Source organism: Maritimimonas sp. 2304DJ26-3 (assembly GCF_056591635.1).
Window position 1 is genome coordinate 337323 of sequence record NZ_JBWQOK010000004.1, and the last position, 22761, is coordinate 360083.

The 22761-nt window shown below is 31.2% G+C and carries 19 protein-coding genes; 10 read left to right on the forward strand and 9 right to left on the reverse strand.

Annotated elements, in window-relative coordinates; genetic code table 11:
* Positions 1-42 precede the first annotated feature (42 nt).
* Positions 43-735, forward strand: a complete 693-nt coding sequence (locus AC1EUV_RS13275; RefSeq protein WP_480199205.1) for a hypothetical protein — start codon at positions 43-45, stop codon at positions 733-735.
* 37 nt (positions 736-772) lie between these two features.
* On the opposite strand, the gene AC1EUV_RS13280 is transcribed toward AC1EUV_RS13275, so the two are convergent.
* The 3 genes from AC1EUV_RS13280 to trkA are packed head-to-tail and all read right to left on the reverse strand — an operon-like array spanning position 773 to position 4429.
* A complete protein-coding gene (locus tag AC1EUV_RS13280) occupies positions 773-1549 on the reverse strand; it encodes an ABC transporter substrate-binding protein (protein WP_480199206.1) in 777 nt (258 codons plus the stop codon).
* 3 nt (positions 1550-1552) lie between these two features.
* Entirely contained in the window at positions 1553-3064 is a 1512-nt protein-coding gene (locus tag AC1EUV_RS13285) for a TrkH family potassium uptake protein (RefSeq protein WP_480199207.1), read from the reverse strand.
* Positions 3065-3079: 15 nt separating this feature from the next.
* Positions 3080-4429 carry a Trk system potassium transporter TrkA gene (gene trkA / locus AC1EUV_RS13290; protein WP_480199208.1) on the reverse strand — a complete coding sequence of 450 codons (1350 nt, stop codon included), beginning with the start codon at positions 4427-4429 and terminating at the stop codon, positions 3080-3082.
* An 81-nt stretch (positions 4430-4510) separates the two neighbouring features.
* Between trkA and radC the strand changes: the two genes are divergently transcribed.
* Genes radC through AC1EUV_RS13325 form a run of 7 tightly spaced genes read left to right on the forward strand, consistent with a single transcriptional unit; the run spans position 4511 to position 11619 of the window.
* Positions 4511-5209 carry a RadC family protein gene (gene radC, locus AC1EUV_RS13295; RefSeq protein WP_480199209.1) on the forward strand — a complete coding sequence of 233 codons (699 nt, stop codon included), beginning with the start codon at positions 4511-4513 and terminating at the stop codon, positions 5207-5209.
* Positions 5209-6519 carry a polysaccharide deacetylase family protein gene (locus AC1EUV_RS13300; protein ID WP_480199210.1) on the forward strand — a complete coding sequence of 437 codons (1311 nt, stop codon included), beginning with the start codon at positions 5209-5211 and terminating at the stop codon, positions 6517-6519. Before radC ends, AC1EUV_RS13300 begins: the two co-directional genes overlap by 1 nt.
* Positions 6516-7400, forward strand: a complete 885-nt coding sequence (locus AC1EUV_RS13305; RefSeq protein WP_480199211.1) for a hypothetical protein — start codon at positions 6516-6518, stop codon at positions 7398-7400. Before AC1EUV_RS13300 ends, AC1EUV_RS13305 begins: the two co-directional genes overlap by 4 nt.
* Entirely contained in the window at positions 7391-8611 is a 1221-nt protein-coding gene (locus tag AC1EUV_RS13310) for a glycosyltransferase (protein WP_480199212.1), read from the forward strand. The genes AC1EUV_RS13305 and AC1EUV_RS13310 overlap by 10 nt, the downstream gene beginning before the upstream one ends.
* Positions 8589-10043, forward strand: coding sequence for a lipopolysaccharide biosynthesis protein (locus AC1EUV_RS13315; RefSeq protein ID WP_480199213.1), 1455 nt, complete (start codon positions 8589-8591; stop codon positions 10041-10043). The genes AC1EUV_RS13310 and AC1EUV_RS13315 overlap by 23 nt, the downstream gene beginning before the upstream one ends.
* On the forward strand, positions 10040-10717 hold the full coding sequence (locus AC1EUV_RS13320) for a YjjG family noncanonical pyrimidine nucleotidase (protein WP_480199214.1): 678 nt from the start codon (positions 10040-10042) through the stop codon (positions 10715-10717). Before AC1EUV_RS13315 ends, AC1EUV_RS13320 begins: the two co-directional genes overlap by 4 nt.
* 32 nt (positions 10718-10749) lie before the next feature.
* On the forward strand, positions 10750-11619 hold the full coding sequence (locus AC1EUV_RS13325) for a hypothetical protein (protein ID WP_480199215.1): 870 nt from the start codon (positions 10750-10752) through the stop codon (positions 11617-11619).
* Here AC1EUV_RS13325 and AC1EUV_RS13330 read toward each other — a convergent pair.
* A complete protein-coding gene (locus AC1EUV_RS13330; protein ID WP_480199216.1) occupies positions 11616-12890 on the reverse strand; it encodes a replication-associated recombination protein A in 1275 nt (424 codons plus the stop codon). The genes AC1EUV_RS13325 and AC1EUV_RS13330 overlap by 4 nt on opposite strands.
* A 66-nt stretch (positions 12891-12956) precedes the next feature.
* Between AC1EUV_RS13330 and AC1EUV_RS13335 the strand changes: the two genes are divergently transcribed.
* Positions 12957-13610 (forward strand): rhomboid family intramembrane serine protease, encoded by a 654-nt coding sequence (locus tag AC1EUV_RS13335; protein ID WP_480199217.1) that lies wholly within the window; start codon positions 12957-12959, stop codon positions 13608-13610.
* Position 13611: 1 nt separating this feature from the next.
* On the opposite strand, the gene rlmB is transcribed toward AC1EUV_RS13335, so the two are convergent.
* The 4 genes from rlmB to AC1EUV_RS13355 form a co-directional block, all read right to left on the reverse strand.
* A complete protein-coding gene (gene rlmB, locus AC1EUV_RS13340; RefSeq protein ID WP_480199218.1) occupies positions 13612-14346 on the reverse strand; it encodes a 23S rRNA (guanosine(2251)-2'-O)-methyltransferase RlmB in 735 nt (244 codons plus the stop codon).
* A gap of 80 nt (positions 14347-14426) precedes the next feature.
* A complete protein-coding gene (locus AC1EUV_RS13345; RefSeq protein WP_480199219.1) occupies positions 14427-15350 on the reverse strand; it encodes a hypothetical protein in 924 nt (307 codons plus the stop codon).
* 14 nt (positions 15351-15364) lie between these two features.
* Positions 15365-16783: a SusD/RagB family nutrient-binding outer membrane lipoprotein gene (locus AC1EUV_RS13350; RefSeq protein WP_480199220.1), complete on the reverse strand. Its 1419-nt coding sequence runs from the start codon at positions 16781-16783 to the stop codon at positions 15365-15367.
* A 19-nt stretch (positions 16784-16802) separates the two neighbouring features.
* Positions 16803-19934, reverse strand: coding sequence for a SusC/RagA family TonB-linked outer membrane protein (locus tag AC1EUV_RS13355; protein WP_480199221.1), 3132 nt, complete (start codon positions 19932-19934; stop codon positions 16803-16805).
* Positions 19935-20165: 231 nt separating this feature from the next.
* On the opposite strand from AC1EUV_RS13355, the gene AC1EUV_RS13360 reads away from it, so the two are divergent.
* Positions 20166-21422, forward strand: a complete 1257-nt coding sequence (locus AC1EUV_RS13360) for an arylsulfotransferase family protein (RefSeq protein WP_480199222.1) — start codon at positions 20166-20168, stop codon at positions 21420-21422.
* 13 nt (positions 21423-21435) lie between these two features.
* Here the strand turns inward: AC1EUV_RS13360 and AC1EUV_RS13365 are convergent, their stop codons facing one another.
* Positions 21436-22761 (reverse strand): vanadium-dependent haloperoxidase, encoded by a 1326-nt coding sequence (locus AC1EUV_RS13365; RefSeq protein ID WP_480199223.1) that lies wholly within the window; start codon positions 22759-22761, stop codon positions 21436-21438.

The window sequence follows — 22761 nt, forward strand, 5'->3', positions numbered from 1 at the left end:
TAAAACTTTGGAGGGTTTTTTTCAAGAATAAAGAAATCTCAAATGAGCAAAAGTATAATTATAATGTTCTTATTTATAGCATTCGGAGGAACCGTTGGGTATTCACAAAATGTCAATTCTTCTGGAGATAATGACGTAAATATCTATACCAATGGTGATAATCAATTAACTAGGATTGCCTTTAAAAGAGAAAATACCCGGATTGAGGGAAATATTTACTTGTTTCCAAAATGGATCGAAAGTGGGAAATTGTTAACAAAAACAGAAAAAGAATATACCTTATTAAATTTAAATTATAATGTTTTAAGTGATAATTTTGAGCTTAAGGCATCAAAAGACTCTCTATTTATATTAGATTCAAATTATATCCGTCAAGTAAGTGTTTCAGGAACAATTTTTAGAAATTATAATGTAAAATTTCTTAAAAACCACTTTGTTGAAGTGCTTTTTGAGAATAATAATGTTTTATTACTCAAGAAATATAACATAAGAACATTAAGAGGAAGTTTGGATCCTTTAAATGGAGAGGTAACACCTGAAAAATATCATATTTATAGCGAATATTATTTTCTTCAAGATAAAATTCCAACTAAAATAAGTTTAAGTAAAAAGGATATAATTTCTTTATTTAAAGAAAATTCTAAACTAATAAAAAGTTATGTCAAGAAGAATAAACTATCATATAAAAAAGAAAAAAACATAGTTAAAATTCTTCATTATGGCATATCGTTATAATGTCATTTCATTAAGAATAGCACAATGTAAATGGTTTTTATGGTAAACTCTTGAAATAATCAAGTGCCAATAATAACCGAGAACCATGCCAACTAAAATATTCACCATCTACAAATACTACTTTAGCATTCGTAAAGCATTTTATTTCTTCGATATGTTTTTCTCTGAAAGGATATGGCTCAGACGAGAGTAGAAGCAAATCTATGTTTAAATCATTTAAAGATTCAAGGTCAATTTCAGGATATCGGTCATAATCTTCGAATGCATTTATAAATTTATTTAATTTTAGAAGTTCATTTATAAAAGTATTACTTCCAACAACCATCCATGGATCTTTCCAGATAAAATAGGCAACTTTTCTAATAGATTTTGTATTAATAAATGATTTAAATTCATCAAACTCTGCTTGAATATTTTTTACTAATTGCTGAGCCTTTGATTCGATATTAAAAATGTTTCCGATACCTGAAATAAATTGAAGATTGTCTTCAATAGTTATAATATCAGAAACGTAAACAAGAGAGGTTTTTTCTAGTTCATTTACTATTTGTTCTGTGTTTTCTTCTTTATTACAGATAATAATATCAGGTTTTAACTCTTTTATCTTATCGTAATTCACATTCTTTGTGCCTCCAACAACAGTTTTAGAGCTTTGTATATGTTTTGGATGCACACAAAATTTTGTAATTCCAACTAGAGATTTTTCAAGACCTAAATAAACAAGTAACTCAGTTTGACTTGGTACCAAAGAGATAATTCGTTTTGGGATATTCTCAAAAATCAAAACTCTATTTAGCTGATCTTTAATTTTCAAGGATTAATTATTTTTCCAGAAGTAAGGAGTGAACAAGATTAATACTGTAAACAGTTCTAATCTACCTAAAAGCATTAAAAAGGCTGACCACCATTTACCTAAATTTGGTAAGCTGCTAAAATTATTTACAGGACTTAATTGACCAAATGCAGGCCCCACATTACCTAAAGATGATGCGGATCCGCCTAAAGCCGATTGATAGTCTAACCCTAGTAAACTAAAAACCAAAGCTCCTAAAGCAAAGACTATTAAGTATAGAATAAAAAATGCAATAATATTAAATACTATATTCTGAGATATTGATTTACCATTATAACGCACTGGAATGATAGCATTTGGATGCATCGTTCTCTTAAATTCTAAAAAACCATTTTTTATCATAATTATATGACGTACAATTTTTACACCTCCAGCAGTAGACCCTGCTGAAGCTCCAAAAAACATTAAGAGAAAAAATAGAACTGTTAAAAATGGAGTCCAAATCGTGAAATCTGCAGTTACAAAACCAGTAGTAGTAATAATTGCAGTTACCTGAAATAACCCATGCCTTATGGCACTTTCTAATTCGCCTAAAACCATTGGATGTGCAAAAGCTTGAAATTCGGTTGGTGCTTTAGAAATATCTGCTATAAAATAAATAACTGAGGTAACTACGATAGTTATGCCAATAATATTTAAAAAGTATGTTTTAAACTCTTCATCTTTTAAAACTTTTTGAATTTTACCTTTAAAAGCAAAATAGCTTAAGACAAAATTTGTGCCCGCAAGGAACATAAAGACTATTATGATATACTGAATTATTGGCCGGTCGTTCCAATGTGCTATACTGCTATTTTTTGTTGAGAATCCTCCAGTTGAAAGTGTACTCATTGCATGATTTATGGCATCGAACATTCCCATACCTGCAAATTTTAATAATAATGCTTCAGCAAGAGTTAACCCTAAATAGATATACCACAAACGTTTAGCCGTATCTGTAATTCTAGGGTGTAATTTATCTGCTGAAGGTCCTGGTGCTTCAGCCGCAAACAACTGCATACCACCAATACCAAGTAATGGTAGAATTGCTATTGTTAAAACAATAATACCCATACCACCAATCCAATGTGTAGTACTTCGCCAGAAGAGAATACCTTTGGGTAAACTTTCAATATCATTTAAAATCGATGCACCAGTAGTTGTATAACCTGAAATTGTCTCAAAAAATGCATTGGTAAACTGAGGAATGGCGTTAGAGAACATATAGGGTAACGAACCCGAAAGTGACATAAAGATCCAACCTAATGTTACTATTAAATACCCTTCTCGTTTTTTTACTTCTTTACTAAATCCTTTTGTTGCAAAACGAAATAGTAAACCTATAATAATGGTAATAACTCCAGAAAAAAAGATTTCTTTAGTAGCACCGTCTTTATAAAAAAAGCTTATCCCACTAGATATAAACATAAAAATTCCATTAAAAATGAGTAAAAAACCCATCATCTGGAAAATTATCTTTATGTTAAGTTTTTGCATATTTAAGATTAGAAGTTAATCAAATAACTTTTCTACTTTAGTAATATCTTCATTAAAGCAACACACAACAACTTTATCATTGGCTTTAATTTTGAAATCACCTAAGGCAATAATTCCTTTACCATTTCTAACAACACCACCAATAGTTGCTGTCCGCGGGAAATTTAATTCTCTAATAATATTCTTTGTTATTAAAGAATTTTTTCGAACATTAAACTCTAATATTTCAACACCAAAATTATCTAGAGTAGTAATATCTATTACATCTCCTTTTCTAATGTATTTAAAAATATTATTGGCAGCCAAAAGTTTTTTATTAACCACGGTATCTATACCAATAGATTGAGAAAGGTTCGAATAATCAACATTATCTGCTAATGCTATTGTTTTTTTAACTCCTTTAGATTTCGCAGCTAAACAAGACATAATATTAATATCAGCGCTACCAGTAGCACCTAAAAAAGCATCCATTGAGTTAACACTTTCTTCGTCTAATAATTCACCATCTCTACCGTCACCTAAAACAACAAGAGCATTGGGTAATCGATCGGCTAACTCAAAAGCCCTTTCTTTATTTTTTTCAATAATTTTTATATTCAACTTGCTGTCACATAATTCTTTAGCTACTCTTTCGCCAATGCGACTGCCACCTAAGATCATCACATTTTTTATTGTTTCTTTATGTTTTCCAGTAAGCTTATAAAGCTCATTGACTCCTTGTTTTAAAGTTACAAAGTATGCTAAATCATTTTCTTTAAAAACAGTATCTCCACGAGGAATGGCAGTTTGATTACTATTCAAATTTTGAATAGCAATTGGCATAAAATTGATGTTGGAAAAAGTCGTAGCAGCTTCTTTTACTGACATACCTACAAAAGGAGCCGATTTAGATAGAACTGTGCCTATCATAGATAGCTCTCCACCCTCAAATTCATGCATATCATTAAAAGCAGCTTCACTTAATAAAGATTTTATTTCGTTTGTTGCCAGTAATTCGGTTGAAATCAATTCATCAATCCCTAATTCATCAAAATCAATTTCATCTTTAAAATCAATAAATTCTGTATTGTTAATTCTAGCTATAGTTTTTTTAGCTCCAAGCCTTTTAGATAATGTAGAAATAGTAATATTTATTGCTTCGTTAGATGAAACCGAAATGACCAGATCAGCTTCATTTACCTTACCCTCTTTTAGAATAGAAATTGAGGTTGCATCACCAGTTACGGTTCGTATATCTAATTTACTTTCAATATAACTTAATCTATCTTTTTTTAAATCTATTAGAGTAATATCATGGTACTCATACGATAGTAATTTAGCTAAATGAAAACCAACTTCACCAGCACCAGCAATGACTATTTTCATGCGTTTCTTAGTTAAGAAAATATAGTATTGGCAAAAGTATTACTTTTTTCTTTTATATCTTTAAAGACCAATTTTTAATTAATGAAAGAAAAGAAAAAGTCTTTTTCTATAAAGTATTGGAATGAAGATGATAGACCTCGTGAGAAATTAATTATAAAAGGGAAAAATGCCTTATCAGATGCCGAATTAATTGCTATTTTATTAGGATCAGGTAGTAGAGAAGAAACTGCTGTAGATCTTGCAAAAAGAATGCTAAGTTTTACCGATAATAATCTAAATGCATTTAGCAAGCTTACTATAAATGATTTGACACAGTTTAAAGGGATAGGCGAGGCAAAAGCAATTACCATTATTACGGCATTAGAACTAGCTAGAAGATGTAGATTAGAAGATGCTCTAACACAGCCAAAAATTACTTCAAGTAAATATGCTTTTAATATTATGCAACCTATTATAGGGGAATTAAAACACGAAGAATTTTGGGTATTGTTTTTGAACAATGCTAATAAAGTGTTGTTTAAAATGCAGTTAAGCAAGGGAGGGTTAACGGGAACATTAGTAGATAGTAGAATAATTTTTAAAAAGGCTTTAGAGTTATTAGCAACAGGTATCATTTTATGTCATAATCATCCTTCAGGAAAATTAAAAGCTAGTGAGTCTGATAAAAAATTAACACAGAAAGTAAGACAGGTGGGAGAAGCATTAGATATAAAAGTATTAGATCATTTGATAATTACCGAAAAAGACTATTTTAGCTTTGCTGATAGTAATCTACTTTAATGCTTCTAGTTTATACACATAAGATAACGCCCCGGCTTAACTATACTTTTAAACATTTTTTTACAAGAATTTTACAGATTCCTGTTGAATTTACCACTAAAGTCGAAAGATTTGTAGCTCATAATGGCTCAAAATTGACTTATGCAAAACAGCCACTAGGAAAAGAAGTTTTTGTTAGAAGTTCTGATTTATTATTTGAACAAGGCATCAATCATATAGAAATTAGTATAAGTAATTGGCAAGACGTCCCTTGTTTCTTTCAATACAGAACGGAAGCGACTGTTCCATTCGATATTTTTGCTGCAACTTTTTATCTATTAAGCAGGTACGAAGAATATTTACCACATTTAAAAGATCAATTTGAGCGTTTTCCTGCGGAGGAAAGTTTGGCCTATAAAAATCATTTTTTAGATATACCTCTAATAGATATCTGGGCATATAAGTTTAAAGAAATTTTACTAGAGAGATTTAAAGACCTTGAATATAAAGAGCGCTCATTCGAATATATTTCAACTATAGATGTTGATATAGCATATTGTTTTAAGCATAAGGGAGTAGTTAGAACATTGGGCGGATATATTACCGATTTATTCGCGTTAAAACTAGGTGATATTTGGACTAGAACTATGGTTGTTTTAGGTTTCCGAAAAGACCCTTTTGATACTTTTGATACCTTAATAAATCTTCAAAAAGAATACAATATTAAGACCGTTTTTTTCTTTTTAGTAAGTGAGTATACCACTTATGACAAGAATACCTCTTCAAGAAATAATCATTATAGATCATTAATAAAGTCTGTGGCCGACTACTGTAAAGTTGGCCTACACCCTTCCTACTTTACGATGAATAATGAATTCAAACTAAAAAAAGAAAAAAAGAGATTAGACGAGATTACCAATATGCCTGTGGCTAGATCTAGACAGCATTATTTAAGATTAACAATGCCAGATACCTATCATAATTTGATCAACTTAGAAATCAATGAAGACTATACTATGGGATATGCGAAGCATTATGGTTTTAGGGCAAGCACTTGTACACCATTTTATTTTTACGATTTAGATTTCGAAATTCAAACCCCATTAAAGATTTTTCCTTTTGCTGTAATGGATGGTACTTTGAGAGATTATCAAAGTTTATCAAGTAAAAGAGCTTTTGAAATTATCATGAAACTAGCATATGAGGTAAAAAAAGTAGAAGGTACTTTTATCACACTTTTTCATAATGAAACATTGAGTAATAAAGGAAGGTGGCGTAGATGGAAGAAAGTTTATATAGATATTTTAAAGAAACTTTCCAAAATTAAATGATACATTATCTTACCCGTAATGAATTAGAAGTGCATAAATATGATGCATGTATTTCTAATGCTGTCAACTCTAGAATTTATGCTTACAGCTGGTATTTAGATATTGTATCTGATAATTGGGGTGTTTTAATTTTAGACGATTACAAAGCAGTAATGCCATTGCCTTGGCGCAAAAAATATTTTACAAAATATATTTATTTACTACCTTGGGTACAACAGTTAGGAGTGTTTTTTCGAAATGAGCACGATCATAAATATGTAAATGATTTTATAATTGCTATACCAAAAAAGTTCAAGTTTATTGAGTTATTTCTAAATTCTCAAAATTTTATAGAAAATAAAAATTTAAATAGAAGAACAAACTATATTCTTAGTTTAAATAAATCATACGAAAGTATTTTCAAAAACTATAGAAAAGGTAGAAGGAGTGATGTTAAAGCTACATACAATTCCAATCAAAGAATTGAAGAAACTAATAGTCCTGCAAAAATTTTAGAGTTGTTCAAAGAGGTTAAATCGAACGAAGTAAATCGTGATCACAATGATTATCAGATTTTAAATAATCTTGTCGAAAAACTTAAATCTTTAAATATGATTAAGATATGTGAATCATATAATCAGAAAAAAGAATTTTTAGGAGGAGCTATTTTTTTAATTGATACAAATAGAATTACCTATTTGTTTTCAGCAACCAATGAAAAAGGGCGTAAAGAAAAAACGATCTCGTTTATTATAGATTCTGTTATTAAAGAATTTGCAGATTCAAACATTACGTTTGATTTTGAAGGTTCAATGATTGATAATTTGGCTTCTTTCTTTAAAAGTTTTGGTGCTGAATTAGAGGAGTATTATATATATAAGAAATATGTGATGTGGAGGTAATCAAAAAGAAAATAAGAATATGTTTTTTAGCTGATAAGCATGGATTATATGATGATAGAATCTATTGGAAAATGGCAGTGCCTCTTATTAATAGAGAATATGAAGTTCATTATTTATTAATAGGAGACAGGAATGAAATAGGAATCACTAACGAGGGCATTACTTTTGAAATAATAAAAGTTAAGGCATTTTCCTCAAATAGATATTTAAATTTTTTATTAAAAAACTTAAATCCTAATAGCAACTATAAATTACTTTTAAAAAAGTCAAAAAAAATAGAGGCAGACATTTATCATTTTCATGATTTATGGATTAATAAAATTGGAAAAAAATTAAAAAGTCTAAATCATAAACCAGTTGTGTTTTATGATGCAAGAGAACCTTATGCTGAAGATTATATTTCTTATGTTAATTCTAAAGGGTTGTTTAAAATATGTATTAATGTTTTTGCCAAATTTGTAGATATCTGGGAGAAAAAATCCGCAAGAAACTACGATTTAGTCATATCAAATGAAGATATAGTTAGAGATAAATTTAGGCAAATTTTGGGTGAAGAAAAAGCTGAAACCCTTTATAATTTTACAGATATATATAAGACCTATAATGAAACTCAATTTGAAAATAAAAAATTCGATATTATTTATTGCGGTGGGGTATCAGTTTTAAGAGGGGCATTTAAAATAGTAGAAGCAACATTAAAAGCTAAACAGAAATTACCTAATATAAAAGTTGCTATAGTGGGTAAATATTCTCCAAGTAATTTAAAAGAAGACCTTCAGAGTTTTATTAATAATAAAAAACTAAACGAGAACATTATATTATTTTCGGCAGTGAATTATTCTGAGGTTAGTAGATTCTATAACAATAGTAAAATAGGATTAGTTACATTATTTCCAGTGCCGACCTTCAAGATTAGTATGCCAATAAAAATCTTTGAATATATGGCATTCGGTATACCAATAATAGGGAGTGATTTCGGGCACATAAAAGAATTTATAGAGAATGAAAATTGTGGAATTACAGTTGACCCTAAAAATTCAGATCAAATAGCCGAGGCTATGGTAGAGATTTTATCGGATGAAGAAAAATATAAATTTTTTAGTAATAATGGTAGAAAAGCTACTCTTGAAAAATTTAGATGGGAATTTGAGTTTGAACGATTGTTGAGTTTTTACAATAGATCATTAAATGAAAGAAATAAGCTCAAATAATAACACAAAGAAATCTTTTATGAAAGATTTTTCTTGGTACTTTTTAGGGTCATTTTTACCGTTGGCAATAGGTTTTGTAAAGACTCCAATTTTTACTAGACATTTTGATAAGGAATCTTTTGGTTATTTAGGGTTGGTGACTATTACATTTTCATATTTTGGAATGCTTTTATTTTCATGGATTGCCTCTTGTATATGGAGGTATTATCATCATTACAAAGATCAAAAAAATCTTAATAAATTATATTCTAATTTGTTCTTTTTATTTTTAATTTCTTTGTTTTTATTAACTGTAGTTTCGATATTTTGGTATAGTTTATCAGTACATCCTTTGACGAGAAAATTAATTTTTTACTCTTTTTTTCAACTAATATTCAATCAACTATTTTTATATTACATGGTAATTATTAGGTTAGATGGAAATGTTAGTTTTTACACCATTGTCCACTCATTACGCTCAGTTATATCATTAGTTATAGCTCTAGTATTAGTTTTTTTTTATAAAGTTGATATTGTCGCTTTAGTGATGAGTTTAGTTATAATTGATGTTTTTATAATCTTATTATTGATCTTTATAAATCCGGCTAATGTAAAACTGATATTCAGTATTTTAAACAAGAAAACACTAAGAGAACTTTTCAGTTATGGGTTTGCTGGTTTAATAATAAATATAGGATTCCTTGTTATCGCAACTAGCGATAGGTATATTATCGTTTGGTTAACTAATATAGAGAATATGGGTGTATATGATCAAGTATATAAAATAGGCCAGCTTTCTATACTTGCCCTGGTTACAATATATTTTAATACAATTAACCCAACATTATTAAATAAACTAGAACTTAATTTTAACAATTCAATAAAACTTATTAGATCATATATTAAAGCCATGTTTTTATATGGATTACCAGTTGTTATTTATTTAAGTCTTTTTTCAAAAGAAATCTCTCACATTCTTTTAGGTGAAGAGTTTAGATCAGGCTATACAATAATGCCCTATGTTTTCTTTGGTGCTTATTTATATGGAATATCTAATTTTTACGAATTAAGATTAAAGTTTTCCAATAAGATGAAAAGATTAGGGATGATTGTGATTTTGATATCATTGTTAAATGTGATATTGACATTTGTTTTTGTGAACTTATATGGATATAAATTTGCTGCTATAACAACTATGTTTGTGTATTTTGTTTTAATAATGACGTTTCATTTTTATGATAAGAGTGTATTAAGAACCAATAATAAACAAAGAATGATTATAGTGAAGGTATTATTTGTGCTTGGAACGCAAATTTTAGTATTTATAGCTGTAAATCAAGAATTTAATTTTCCGTTATTTTATAGTCTACTTTTGGGTTTATGCTTTGCAATAGTCTACTTTATAACATTTAGAAAAGAACTCTTAGCAATTAAAATCCCAACAAATATATGATTAAGCATATTTTCTTCGATTTAGATCACACTTTATGGGATTTTGAAACCAATTCTGGAAAAACATTTGAATTTATTTTAGAAAAGAACAATGTTGATGTCAATATTATAAATTTTTTAAGCGCATATAAGCCTATAAATCAATATTATTGGAAATTATATAGAGAAGAAAAAATTGCTAAACCAGACCTAAGATATGCCAGGTTAAGAGATGCTTTCGATGCTATAAATTATAGTATTGATGACGATATGATTAATCTTTTAGCTAAAGAATATATTGACCACTTATCAAATTATAACGAATTATTTGAAGGAACTTTTGAAGTTTTAGATTACTTAAAACAAAAATATTCTCTGCACATTATTACCAATGGGTTTAATGAAGTACAAATGTTAAAGCTTAAAAATTCTGGCATAAAAACATATTTTGATAAAATAATTACCTCAGAAAGTGTTGGTGTAAAGAAACCAAATTCTAAAATATTTTATCATGCCTTGAGTATTTCTAATGCTAAAGCAGAAGATAGTATTATGATTGGCGATAATTTAGAAGCTGATGTTTTTGGTGCTATAAATGCAGGCCTTAAAGCTATACATTGTAATTTTGATAAATCCACTTCTGATAATAGTATTATAGCTATAAGTAAATTAGAACAACTTAAATTATATCTTTAGTTTTGATTAAATTTGTTATAAATCTATATCTAATGAAAAGAATTGTCCTTTTAATACTATTAATTGGCTTTGTGAACCTGTTGCCAGCTCAAGGTGATTTAAACGCTTATAAGTATGTAGTCATCCCTAAAAAATTTGATTTTCTGAAATCTGAAGATCAATATCAACTTAATTCGTTAGCAAAATTTTTATTCGATAAACAAGGTTTTAAAACTGTTTTTGAAGGAGATACTTCACCAAATGATTTATATAGTAATCCTTGTTTAGGATTAAAAACTAGGGTTGTAGAAACATCTAATATGTTCACAACAAAACTAAAGATTGAGTTACTAAACTGTAGAGGTGAGGTTGTCTTTTCTAGTGCTGAAGGAAAAAGTAAAATAAAAGAATTCAAAAAAGGGCATCATGATGCATTACGAAAGGCGTTCGAATCTATAAAAGCTGAAAACTATGCTTATAACCCTAAATTATCTGAATCAATTAAAAGAGAAACAGTAGTGGTTGAGTCTGTTAAAGTAAGTGAACCTGCGGCTGAAGAAAAAGTAAAAGAAGTAATAGAAGATAAACCAATTGAAGTAGTTGAGAAAGTTGAAACTTCTTCAACAGAAGTTTCGTCTGAACTCCTTGAAAAACCAGCTAAAATTAATACTGTAAAAGATGATATAGAAGGACCTGCAGTTATTGCAGAAAATAAAGTTCTTTACGCGCAAGGAATTGAAAACGGGTTTCAATTAGTAGATAGTACTCCAAAGAAGGTTTTTGTTGCATTAAAATCTCTAACGGAAGGTTTATATTACCTCAAAAATAAAGCTGGTATTTTATACAAGGAAGGTGAAAAATGGTATGCAGAGTATTATAAAGGTAACCAGCTGGTAAAAAAGCAGTTAAGCATTAAGTTTTAATACTCATATTTATCATTCCACCTTTTTTTAAGAAAGGTTCTAAAATTATTTTCTCTGGTATTTTCTCCAGGTTCATAAAATTTATGTCCTGAAATGGCATCAGGTAGAAATTCTTGATCTATAAAACTATCTTCATGCTCATGAGAATACAGGTAATTTTTTCCATAGCCAATGTCTTTCATTAATTTAGTTGGTGCATTCCTTAAATGTAATGGTACTGAAAGGTCACCGGTTTCTCTTACTAATCCTTGCGCTTCTTTAATAGCTAAATAAGAAGCATTACTTTTAGGAGAATTGGCTAAATAAACAGCACATTGGCTTAAAATAATTCGAGATTCAGGATTACCTATCATAGAAACCGCTTGAAATGTATTTGTAGCTAATATCAGTGCCGTTGGGTTTGCGTTTCCTATGTCCTCTGAGGCAGATATAACTAATCTTCGCGCAATAAATTTTACATCTTCCCCCCCTTCGATCATTCTTGCTAACCAATATACAGCTGCGTTAGGGTCACTACCACGTATAGATTTAATAAATGCAGATATAATATCGTAATGTTGTTCACCTGTCTTATCATAACGAACAACATTTTTCTGAACTTTTGTTAAAACCAATTCATTTGTAATTGTAATAGGTTCGTCTTCAGAGTTTACTAATAGCTCAAATATATTGAGTAATTTTCTGGCATCACCGCTTGATAGTTGTAATAATGCATCTGTTTCTTTGAGTTCAATATCTTTTTTAGTAATATGTACATCACTTTCCATTGCTCTATTCAATAAGGCAATTAAATCATCTTTATTAAAAGCGTTTAATATATATACTTGACAACGAGAGAGTAAGGCTGGGATAACTTCAAAACTAGGATTTTCAGTAGTAGCACCAATCAATGTTACCCATCCTTTTTCTACAGCACCTAGCAACGAATCTTGCTGAGATTTACTAAATCTATGTATTTCATCAATAAATAAAATAGGGTTTTTAGTTGTGAATAACCCTCCACTTTGCTTAGCTTTATCAATGACTTCACGCACATCTTTGACTCCAGAATTGATAGCACTTAAGGTATAGAAAGGTCGTTCAGATTCATTAGCAATAATATTGGCGAGTGTTGTTTTACCAATTCCAGGAGGCCCCCAAAGAATTAAAGAAGGGATAACTCCACGCTTAATATGCTCAGTTAATGCACCATTTTTACCAATTAAATGCTGTTGACTGATATATTCATTTAAAGTTTTTGGCCGTATGCGTTCTGCTAAAGGGGTAGTCATATAACAAATGTAATGACAATTTGTCTAAACTGATTGATTGGATGCAATTTTGCTATCTTTAAATTGATGTTAGTATCAGAAGAACAACAACAATTCAAATTCACACCATTTATGCTAGCTATTTCGCTGTATAGTGTATTATTTCTATGGATAGTTTATTGGATTGAAGTAAAATTCGGTTATAATTTCACAAAGTATGGCGTGTATCCCAGAACCTTAAAAGGATTAAGGGGAATCTTCTTTTCACCATTGATCCATAGCGGAGTGAGGCATTTATTTAATAATTCTGTGCCTCTTTTTGTCTTATTAATGGCTTTATTTTATTTCTATAGAAAAATTGCGTTTAAAATATTATTCTTTGGAGTAATCTTGAGTGGATTGTTGACTTGGTTAATAGCTAGGCCATCTTATCATATAGGAGCTAGTGGCGTAGTTTATTTACTCTTTAGTTTTATCCTATTTAGTGGAATTATTAGAAGATATAGTCGGTTAATAGCAGTTTCTCTAATAGTAGTTTTTTTATATGGAAGTATGATTTGGTATATCTTTCCCATAGAGGAACGGATTTCTTGGGAAGGACACTTATCAGGATTTTTAATAGGATTACTTTTTGCTTTTTTCTTCAGGAAATATGGACCTCAAAAAGTTAAATATCAATGGGAAGATGACGGATATTTTGAAGAGGAAAATACATTAGAAACCAGTTATGAAGAAGAGTAAATTAGCTTAAACGCTGTCTTACAACTTCATATAATGCAACACCACAAGCGACCGAAACATTCAAAGATTCGATTTCACCTAATATTGGTAGTTTACCTTTCTCATCAGAAATTTTTAAAACACTCGGAGAAATTCCTTTATGTTCAGAACCCATTATTAGTGCTGTAGGTTTCTGAAAATCCACATTATAAATTGTATTATCCGTTTTTTCAGTGATAGATACAATTTGAATTCCTTCTGCTTGCAATAGATAGATGGCATCCAATAAGTGATTTACTTTGCATATAGGTATATTAAAAGCAGCGCCGGCAGAAGTTTTTATGGCATCAGCATTTAAAGGAGCGCTACCTTGTGAGGGAATTACAATTGCATCTACTCCAGTACACTCAGCAGTCCTTAAAATAGCTCCAAAATTTCTAACATCAGTAAGTTGGTCTAATAATAATAGCAAGGGTGTTTTAGTTAGTGTGCTTTCTAAAATAGTATGAAGATCATGAAATGAAATTTGAGAAATTTTAGCAACCACCCCTTGATGATTTTGATTTTTCGATAGTTTATTTAACTTCTCTATTGGTACGTAACTAGTAGAAATATTATGTTTCTTAATTAATGACATTAACTCAGAAAATAAATTACCTCTTAGATCTTTTTGTAAATAGACTTTTTCTAGAGTCCTTCCGGAGGATATAGCTTCAATGGCTGTTCTAATACCAAATATAATTTCATTTTGTTGCATGACGCAAATGTAGGTCAATTAGATAGTAAAAAAAAACCACCTCAATAGAGGTGGTTTTTTATCTAAAATTAAGCTTTTAATTATGGAGCAATGGTATAAGTTGTAACACCACGCTCGCCATAAGCAGTAGCTGTCCAGTAAATAGTAATTACGCCTGTAGCAGCATTATAATTACTTGCAGTTGCAGAAGCAGCATCTTCTATAACTGTACCACCAAACTGATCTGAAACACCACTCCAAGTAACTGGTCCGTCAGTAGTTGGGTCAAATTCAATTACAGCAGCAGCAGGAGCAACGCCATATGCAGTTGCATAATCATTAGTATATAATCCTCCTGTGATATCTGAGATACTATATTCTCCTTCTACAGAACAATCTGCTAATGCAATTCTATCATCATAGGCATATGGTCCAGAACCAAAGTCATCTACTAAGATTGTACCAGTAACATTATAAAGTCCTGCTACGTCTCCACAGTCAATATCAGAAATGTTTACAGTCTGAGTTCTTAATAAATCAGTTCCACCACGACCAACATTTACAGCACCTTGACCATTAGAAGCACTTACAAGAGTTACAGTTAATGTTTTATTACCATCTTGATTCTGATCTGTTAATAAATCAATAAGTATGTCAACATTATCTATTACGTTAGCCGTACCACCACCGTCATCCGGTGTAAGTACAACACTACCACCAGCGCTAGTACATCCAGCACAAGTGAAATCTGTACCAAAAATAGCTGTACCCCCAAACTCAAAGTTAATTGTAACATCTGATTCTGTACCTGTAGGTATCTCAACATTTAATGCAACACCAGTATCTCCCTCCTTAGCATCTATTGCAGGAGTAGTAGTATTGGCTCCATTAGCACTATACGCTACATAGTCGCCATCTAATAATGCAACGTTTAAACCTTGATCATTATCGTTTAATACAAAATCTTCTGAACAACCGGTTAAGAAAATAACCGATGCTATTAAAATATATGTTATTTTTTTCATCTTAAAATACGTTTTTAATTTTCAAACCACATTGGTTCAAAAGTTGGTTTATCAGCTGGAGTGTTAGGATTCGCTGCTATCTCATCTGGAGGATATACAAATCTTCTTAATACAGTTCCTATCGACGAATTTGGTGGAGGAGCTAAAACAGGGACTTTATTAATTCTCCATACATTCCATGCCATAACTGGTTGTAAGAATGTAGCCAAATATTGTTGATTATATACATCATTCATAGTTGGAGCAGCTAAACCATTTACATATGCGTCAATATCACCAGTAGCTACAGTAGCTAATACTCCAGGAATATCTTGTCCCCACCATTTAATAGCATTGCTAACACCATTTCTATAGTTAGTTTCAGCATCACCAGCGGCAGCAAAACCTTCTAAAGCTAATTGCGCTTTATATAAATCTATTTCTGCTGGCATTATTAACATGTCAGGTAGATCGGCTCTAATGATATTATTGCTCAATACTGAAGTTTCAGGATCTGGGAAAAGATCATTTCCAGGTGCAGGTAGATCGTTTCTAGCTACCCAAAGATCCCAACGTGGATCTCCAGAACCATTTAATAAAGCATCAATTGGGTCACCAGGACCAAATACATCTTGACTCTCATTGTCTGGGCCAAAGAATGCTGTAATAATGGTTAACATACCATTTTGAGCACCAGCTTGACCTGAGTAACGTAAAACGGCTGATTCATCATTACTTGTCATTAATGGTTGCCCTAAAGCAGTGTTAATTTGTGCATCAACGCTAGCACCACCACTTTTTAACATCATTAGTGTACGTAATTTTAATGAATTTGCAAGTACTCTCCAAGCTGCCATATCACCACCATAGTACATATCACTAGCAGGAGTTATTGTAAAGTTACCAGTTGCAGGCATAGCATCAATCAATGCAATAGCTTCGTCATACATGGCTACAATTCCATTCAATACAGTTTCTTGACTATCAAATTGAGGATTAGGGAAATCAGTACCATTTAGTGCCTCTGTAAAAGGAACAGCCTCCCAAAGACTTGTTGCCTCATAAAATGTACGAGCCATTAAAATGGTTGCAATTGCATTCACATTATTACTGGTTGGTCCAGCAGCAGCAGCATCAGCTTTTACTAATGATAAGTTACCCATTACCTGAACATAAAACATTGCCCATGTATTACCAGTTAAGAAACTACTTACAGTACCTCTATTTGGGCTATTAAATGTGTTTGAAATGTACTGAGATACATCACAAATTCTCGTTCCTAATTCGGTTACTTTTCTCGATGAGTGTTGCACAAAAACAAATGGCAAGACCGCATTCGGATCGGCTGAAGAAGCAGCCAAAGGATCTGTATTGATGTCTAAAGTCTTATCACAAGACTGTAATGTGCCAAACATCAAAGCAGATACCAAAATTATAAATTTTAATTTTTTCATCTTTTCTTAATTTTTAAATTTAAAATGTTAGTCTTACATTAAAACCAATACTTCTTGTAGAAGGCACATTCGATCTTTCTATACCAAAACCATCAGCACCAGAACCAAATAAACTAGCCTCTGGATCAATATGAGGAACTTTAGAATATAATAAAGCTAAATTTCTACCCTCAACACCGAAGGTCGCACCTTTGATAAACGTTTTTTCTAACATTTTAGAAGGTAAAGTATACGATAAACCTACTTCTCTTAACTTCACAAACGTTGCGTCATACACCCAAGGAGTTGCAACACTACCAACACCTAAAGAAGCTGTCCAGTAGTCTTCAGCATTTAATAATGGTACATTGTTATCAACAAATCCACCGTTTCCATCAGGAATAACACCATCAGTATCTATAAAAGCTCCATCTCTACCATATAAGGTTTCAGTTACTAGCCCACCTTGTTGTAAGTTTTCAACAGTAGACGATTTCATAACACCACCCCATCTAACATCAACAGTAGCTGTTAAGTTAAATCCTTTATAAGAGAAGTTATTTACCCATCCACCAGTCCAATCAGGTAAAACTGAACCTAAAATTTCAGCTTGCCCGTTTTGTATTCTTCTACCTGTAGTAGGATCAATAACTGGTCTGCCAGAAGCGGGGTCTCTTAAGAAATCAAATCCAAATAATTGAAATTCTTCACCTGGAACAGCCATTACTTGTACACTGTTAAAAGCAGAAGCAATTTGGAATTGTTGCAATTCTGGAGTTAATTCTACAACCTCAGATTCTACTTGAGAGAAGTTAATTGCTGTATTCCATGTAAAATCTCCAATTTTAACAGGTGTTGCATCGATAGCAACTTCAAAACCTTCTTGATCTACCTGACCTACGTTTAATACTTTGAATCCAAAACCTGTTGTTTCTGGAATAGCTACTTGTAATATCTGATCTTTATTTTGGTTTTTAAAGTAGGCAAAATCAATCCCTATTCTTCCTTTAAATAATTTCATATCTAAACCAAATTCATACGAAGTTTGCTCTTCAGGAACTAAGTCAGCAGGAGGTATTGTCGGATTAGCACGATAAGCTAAAGCACCATTGAATGGGAAGTTAACATTTAAACCGTATTGACCAGTAGCCGTTGTAACAGGCAAAAAGTTAAAATCCAATTGATAAGCACCAGTATCATTACCAACTTGCGCCCAACTTGCTCTAAATTTACCATAAGAAATCCAATCGCTATCAATACCAAGTGCATCTGTAAATACAAAAGCTAAACTTGCTGATGGATAGAAATATGAGTTATTATCTTTTGGCAACGTTGATGACCAGTCATTTCTAGCTGTCAATGTTAAGGTTGCCCAATTTTTATAACCAAACTCGGCTGATCCGTATAAACCAACTAATCTCGCTTCAGAAAAATCTCTAATTGCAACTGTTTGCTCAGCGTTTGCAGGGCTAAACAATTCAGGGATTAATAAATTCGTACCTTGAATTTGTTGTCTTCTTACCAATCTAGAATTGTACTGAAAACCTCCTAATACATTTAATGAAAGATCTTCTGTTAAATCTCTTGTATATGAAGCAATGATATCAGAAGTGATCTCTTGTCTGTATAAATTATCAGAGTCAAAATCTCCCAATAATCTCTGAATAGTACCTTTACTATTTTCGATAAATCGTTTATCATCATTTAAATCTATACCTATTCTACCAGTTAAAGCGAAGCCATCAAAAGGTTTGAATGTTATAGAAGCATTTGCAATTACACGATCATCATTACGATCATTTGAATTTTCATGACGTAACCAAAATGGGTTATTTGCCAAGTTGCCTTGATCACTAACTACATGATTTATTTGGTTTCCACTTTCATCTTTCCAAGGAATAAATAAATTTTGATCTAGCGTACTACTAAATGAACTTAGACCAATAATATTAGGATCGTTTGCCCCTGTTGCACCAGTTCCAAAAGTTTTAGACTTAATATACTGAACACCAAATCTTGATTCTAATTTATCATTATGTCTAATACCTGCATTTAAACTAGCAGTATATCTATTCAATTTAGATCCTGGTAAAATACCAGTTTGATTTAAAGAGGTTAAACTTAATCTATAATCCATTTTATCGTTAGCATCAGCAACAGCAAAGTTGTTGATAAAAGTATAACCTGTATCAAAGAAATCTCTAATACCATTATCTTCAACAGCTCTTAAAACACCTGGTTGATTAGTAACAGGAGCGTTAGGTACTGTTTGACCAACAATACGTGGACCCCAGTCAAAACCAGTAGAGCCTGCACTATAGGTGCCATTGGTACCCATAGCATATTCTTGTTGGTAATCAGGAATTCTAAATAGGTCATCCATTCTAACAGTTGAATTAATCGTAACTCTTGCATTTCCGTCAGCACTTGATTTACCTTTCTTAGTAGTTACAATAATGGCACCACCTGCAGCTCTAGAACCATAAAGTGCAGTTGCAGCAGCACCTTTTAATACATTCATAGACTCAACATCATCAGGATTGATGACAGCAGCACCATTGGCAAAATCTCTGTTACCTGATATTCTACTGTTACCTGCAGTTTGAGAGTTGTTAATAATAATACCATCAACTATCCATATAGGACTGTTTCTACCAGATAAAGAAGATACCCCTCTAATAATAATTTTAGAAGAACCACCTACGTTACCACTAGAATTAGTAATTTGAACACCAGTAACTTTACCTTGTAAAGCGTTTACAATGTTAGATTCTCTAGCTTTTACTAAGTCTTCACCTTTCACTACATCTGTACCGTATCCTAGCGCACGAGCTTGCCTTTGAATACCTAAAGCAGTTACAACCACTTCTTCAAGTACATTATCAGCAACTAGTACTACATCAATGACACTTGCAGAGCCTACTGTTTTTTCTTGAGTACTCATCCCAACAAAGCTAAACACAAGCACATCACCTACATTAGCATTGATTGAATATTTACCATCAAAATCAGTTTCGGTACCTGTAGATGTACCTTTAATAACAATACTAACTCCCGGTAAAGGACCAGTTTCATCCGAAACCGTACCAGTGATAGTTTTTTCTTGTGCAAATGTAATCTGCACAACAAACGCCAGTAATAGCGTTAAAATTCCACTAAACTTTGTTCTCATTATATGATTATTTGAATTAATTGCGCCAAAAATCATAATAATAAGTTAAATAAGCAAGTTTTTTAAGTTAAAATGTTAAACTTAAGTTAACAATGTTAAATTATATTAAAATCTATATGCAGTGTGTGAAATATAATTAGTAGTTATTAATTGATATCTAATTAGAAGTAATTTTATTGTAAATTTTTCTATAAAAGTTTAATTTTGCCTCTCAAATTTAAAGAAAGTTTTATGAGAGACCTGCTAAAAATAGTCATTCTTTGTTTTGCAATTGTTTTAATAGTATCATGTAAAGATGATGATACTCTAGATAATATAGAACAGCCACCGATAGCGCCAGTTATAGATAATAGTTTAGTTTTAGCTGTTAGAAATGGAAGTGATGAGGCATTTTTATTGAACAAAGACGGCGAAAAAGTTTTTGAATGGACATTTGATGAAAACCTTGGTAATGATCTTGAGCTACTTCCAAATGGTGGACTTATTGGAATGTTTAAGAAATCAAATAACTCCTTTGCATTTGGTGGTTTTGGAGGATTGATAAAAATATTAAATGTTAATGGCTCAACAGATTGGGAATTTGAATATTCAAACCCTAATTACTTAGCTCACCATGATGTGGAAATGTTGCCAAATGGCAATGTGCTTTTTTTGGCTTGGGAACGAATTACAGCTACAGATGCTAAACTTGTTGGTGTAGATACTGAGTTTGATATTTTTCCAGAAGTATTAATTGAAGTTAACCCGAATACTGATGAAATAGTTTGGGAGTGGCATAGTTTTGATCATATAATTCAGAATAGATTTCCGAATATATCGTCTTTTGGTAGTATTAGTGATAATCCTCAGCTAATTAATATTAATTATGCTTTAAGAGATAATGGTGATATTATGCATGCAAATGGAATTGATTATGACAGAACAAAAGATGTAATTTATATGAGTGTGAATTTTTATAGCGAAGTATGGGTTATAGACCATAGTACTACTAAAGAAGAAGCTAGTACTAATGTTGGAGGAAATTACGGAAAAGGAGGTAACTTACTATATAGATTTGGGAATCCAGAAGCTTATAATAATGCACAAGGTGAACGACTGTTTTATAATAATCATTTTCCCAATTTTCTAGAAGATAATGAACCTGGTGCTGGTAATATTTTGATATTTGTTAATAAAGATAATAACATTGATCAATCTGCTGTCTATGAACTTAAAATACCAGACACATTTAGTTTATTTCCAAATATGAATAATGAACCCGAAGTTGAATGGAGTTTTACTGATCCTGAATTGTTTTATCAAAGGATATCTGGAGCAGTTCGTTTAAAAAATGGTAATACTTTAATATGTGAAGGAGATTTTGGTTTTTGGGAAGTGGCACCAAATGAAGAAGTCCTTTGGAAATATGATGGAAGCGACGAGGGAGATTTTTGGAGATGTTATGGATATGACCTAGAATCAACAGAAGTTGAAAGTCTAGGGCTTTAAGTGTTTAGTAACTTTATAAACCTTTTTTAATAATATAGTTTCCAATTTTTTTCCCCTGATTAAGACCAATTTCTACTGCAGCACGATAATGAATACCTCCATAAAGTCTGCTGATAGCAGCTTCGGTAGCGGCTTCTTCAAAAGAAGAGAACTTTCTAATTGGTAACCCATATGGAATTTCTGTAGTATCCTCAAAATTAAAATTTTCACCAAAAATTGAGGTTAAAACTACCGAGGCAGAACCTGAAACTACAGAATGACCACTAGTATATTCAGGAAAAGGGGGAGTTTGTAATATAGGTTCCCAAGAATCATCTAAATATTGATTTATTAAAGTCTCTGGCCTAATTAAATTACTTCTATATTTTTCATCCCAACAATTAATAAATGCATCTGCTATTGCAATAGAAGTTTTAGTATATGCATATACAGTTTCCTCAAAACTTGATTTTGTTTTTTTGCATGCTATTTTACAAATACCAATCCAATGTGCACCAGGAGTTATTTTTTTAGATGCGAACATAAAGTGTCCTTTGGTTACTGAAACATATGGATTACAATCCCAAAATTGAGCTATAGCTACTTCTTCCGAATCATCACCTTTTTGAATAACTTCCTGACTAATATTATAAACTTCCTTTAGTTCAGAATAAAAAAGTGAATTTTTGTTTAACGAAAATTTGGGAGGAGGTGATGGTTTAAATTGAGACGCTGAATCTAAAACAAAAGGTCTAATTTTATTCCAATGAGGTTCTATACCATCCATGTAAGATGGTGGAGTTGGTTGCCATCTAGATGGATTGTCACTTATAACTGTAAACTTAGGCATAGACCTGGTTTCCTTATAATTATCTTTATTCATCCAACTTCTTATACTTTCAGCAATCGTTAGACCATACTTTTTAGAAGTATTAAAAACTTCTTTATTAGTTTTTAGCCATTTCTGATATAGACTATCTCTGAAATGAACAATCTTATTTTCAGAGAAAACTAAATCTTTACTAATATCAATAAAAGCAACTAATGAAGCTAAATTATAGTTTAAATTTGAAGTATCTATTTTAATCTCAGGCATGGAGTTAAGGCCAGTTAATTTTCCAACTAAAGAATGTTTTTTCGATTTTTTATTTCTAACAAGTGTTTGATAAGCAGCAATGTTTGGATAAGCATAAATCCTACTTGCTACTGGAGGAGAAAAAATATCATGAACCATAACCGATGTTAATTTATCAACGACGGCATGATAGTCATTTGTATTTATTTCAATAGAGGCCTTTTCTTTTTTGCACGAAATTAAAAGTGGAAAAATTGCAAAAAAGAGAATTAATTTTTTGTACAT

Excerpts from the sequence above, each read along its gene's own strand:
- AC1EUV_RS13275 (WP_480199205.1), top strand. The coding sequence starts at position 43 with ATGAGCAAAAGTATAATTATAATGTTCTTATTTATAGCATTCGGAGGA.
- AC1EUV_RS13285 (WP_480199207.1), bottom strand. The coding sequence starts at position 3,064 with ATGCAAAAACTTAACATAAAGATAATTTTCCAGATGATGGGTTTTTTA.
- trkA (WP_480199208.1), bottom strand. The coding sequence starts at position 4,429 with ATGAAAATAGTCATTGCTGGTGCTGGTGAAGTTGGTTTTCATTTAGCT.
- radC (WP_480199209.1), top strand. The coding sequence starts at position 4,511 with ATGAAAGAAAAGAAAAAGTCTTTTTCTATAAAGTATTGGAATGAAGAT.
- AC1EUV_RS13300 (WP_480199210.1), top strand. The coding sequence starts at position 5,209 with ATGCTTCTAGTTTATACACATAAGATAACGCCCCGGCTTAACTATACT.
- AC1EUV_RS13305 (WP_480199211.1), top strand. The coding sequence starts at position 6,516 with ATGATACATTATCTTACCCGTAATGAATTAGAAGTGCATAAATATGAT.
- AC1EUV_RS13315 (WP_480199213.1), top strand. The coding sequence starts at position 8,589 with ATGAAAGAAATAAGCTCAAATAATAACACAAAGAAATCTTTTATGAAA.
- AC1EUV_RS13320 (WP_480199214.1), top strand. The coding sequence starts at position 10,040 with ATGATTAAGCATATTTTCTTCGATTTAGATCACACTTTATGGGATTTT.
- AC1EUV_RS13325 (WP_480199215.1), top strand. The coding sequence starts at position 10,750 with ATGAAAAGAATTGTCCTTTTAATACTATTAATTGGCTTTGTGAACCTG.
- AC1EUV_RS13330 (WP_480199216.1), bottom strand. The coding sequence starts at position 12,890 with ATGACTACCCCTTTAGCAGAACGCATACGGCCAAAAACTTTAAATGAA.
- AC1EUV_RS13335 (WP_480199217.1), top strand. The coding sequence starts at position 12,957 with ATGTTAGTATCAGAAGAACAACAACAATTCAAATTCACACCATTTATG.
- rlmB (WP_480199218.1), bottom strand. The coding sequence starts at position 14,346 with ATGCAACAAAATGAAATTATATTTGGTATTAGAACAGCCATTGAAGCT.
- AC1EUV_RS13345 (WP_480199219.1), bottom strand. The coding sequence starts at position 15,350 with ATGAAAAAAATAACATATATTTTAATAGCATCGGTTATTTTCTTAACC.
- AC1EUV_RS13350 (WP_480199220.1), bottom strand. The coding sequence starts at position 16,783 with ATGAAAAAATTAAAATTTATAATTTTGGTATCTGCTTTGATGTTTGGC.
- AC1EUV_RS13355 (WP_480199221.1), bottom strand. The coding sequence starts at position 19,934 with ATGAGAACAAAGTTTAGTGGAATTTTAACGCTATTACTGGCGTTTGTT.
- AC1EUV_RS13360 (WP_480199222.1), top strand. The coding sequence starts at position 20,166 with ATGAGAGACCTGCTAAAAATAGTCATTCTTTGTTTTGCAATTGTTTTA.
- AC1EUV_RS13365 (WP_480199223.1), bottom strand. The coding sequence starts at position 22,761 with ATGTACAAAAAATTAATTCTCTTTTTTGCAATTTTTCCACTTTTAATT.